Origin of the sequence: Burkholderia sp. AU4i (genome assembly GCF_000466765.1) — a bacterium.
GTDB lineage: Bacteria > Pseudomonadota > Gammaproteobacteria > Burkholderiales > Burkholderiaceae > Burkholderia > Burkholderia cepacia.
The window spans coordinates 1-1,527 of sequence record NZ_ASSI01000366.1; the positions used below are offsets into that span (position 1 = coordinate 1).

Annotated in this window: 2 protein-coding genes; both read right to left on the minus strand. The window is 70.7% G+C overall.

The window, feature by feature from the left end; translation table 11 throughout:
- Positions 1-50 precede the first annotated feature (50 nt).
- Positions 51-563, minus strand: a complete 513-nt coding sequence (locus tag L810_RS42630; protein ID WP_021164287.1) for a disulfide bond formation protein B — start codon at positions 561-563, stop codon at positions 51-53.
- Between the two features lie 140 nt (positions 564-703).
- Positions 704-1,527 (minus strand): amidase (locus tag L810_RS42635; RefSeq protein WP_042978380.1); only part of this gene is annotated, 824 nt, incomplete at its 5' end.

The following is a 1,527-nucleotide window of genomic DNA, read 5'->3' on the forward strand; positions in this document are numbered from 1 at the left end:
GTGCGGCCCGGGTGAGCGGGCCGCGCGCGGGCCGGTGCGAAACCGGCCGGTCAGGCCGCGAGCTTGCGGCGATGGCGCCAGAGGCTCGCGACGACGGCAACCAGGATCGCGGCGAAGCCGATCAGGGCCCAGCCGGGCAGCAGGATGCCGAGGATCGGCGGGTAGACGGTCTCGCACAGCCCGGCGACCTTGAACATGCCGGGGAACCACTGCGCGGGCGGCAGGCTGTCGACGATCGGCTGCAGCGTGTCGAAGCCGCAGCTGAAGCCCGGATTCATCTGGATCGACAAATGCCGGGCGGCCGTGCCGACGCCGCCGGCGGCGGCGATCGCGATCAGCAGCTCGAGCACCCAGATGACGCGCCAGTTGCGGATCCCGGCGGCCAGGAACGCGAAGATCCCGATCGCGCAGAAGAAGTAGCGCTGGATGATGCACAGCGGGCAGGGATCTTCGTTCTTTACATACTGCAGGTAGAGCGCACCGGCCAGCAGGGCGATGCACACCCAGCCGAGCAGCATCAGCAGGCGGCGTTCGCGGCGGATTGCGAGCGTGTAGTCGTTCATGTCGGCGGGGTTCCTCGTGGGGTCGGTCCGGAAAACAATCGCGCGATTTTAGCGCGAACGGTCTGGCACGAAACTGACAGCGCGCGTGCGGCAACCTGCCGCACCGCGCGTCCTGTCCGCCGGCGCTCGGCTGGCTGCGTTCAGCGGATCGTATTGAGCACGGCCTCGACGGCCTGGCCGATCGCGAGCAGCGCGTCGTCGCGATGCGGTGCGGCCGCGAGCATCAGGCCGACCGGCGCCGCGTCGCGCGGATGGCACGGCAGCGACAGCGCGCACGCGTCGAGGAAGTTGAACGCGCTCGGGTTGCGCAGGATCAGCGCGTTGGTGCGCGTGAACGCGGCGTCGTCCGTTTCGAGGTCGGCGATGCGCGGCGGCACGACCGGCACCGTCGGCGCGACGAGCGCATCGAAGCGCGCCCAGACCGTGTGCGCGGCTTCGTCGAGCATCGCCGTGCGCGCGGCGAGCAGGTCGAGATAGTCGGCCGCGCTCGCGGGTTCGCCCTTCAGGATGCGCGTGAGCACGCGCGGATCGTACTGGTCGCGGTGCCGCGCGAGCAGCGGGCGATGCCATGCGTACGCCTCGATCGGCGAGAAGCCGAAGCGGTTGACGTCCGGCAGCCGGTCGAGTGCCGGGAAGCGCACTTCCGTGACGATCGCGCCGGCGGCTTCGAGGTGCTTGAGCGCGGCGTCGAGCGCGGCCGCGACGTCGGCATCGACACCGTCCGTCACGTAGTTCGTCAACACGCCGAGCCTTACGCCCTCGAGCGGCCGGGCGGCCGGCACGTGCGGTTCGAGGCCCGCGAGCATCCGGTCGACGAGCGCGCAGCAGGCGACCGTCAGGCCGATCGGGCCGAACGAGTCGAGTGTCGTCGACAGCGGTACGCCGCCTTGTGTCGGGATCCGGCTCGCGGTCGGCTTGAATCCCGTCAGCCCGCACAGTGCGGCCGGAATGCGGATCGAGCCGC

Bases quoted from the DNA above. Each gene is read 5' to 3' on its own strand.
- L810_RS42630 (WP_021164287.1), bottom strand. From the start codon at position 563: ATGAACGACTACACGCTCGCAATCCGCCGCGAACGCCGCCTGCTGATG.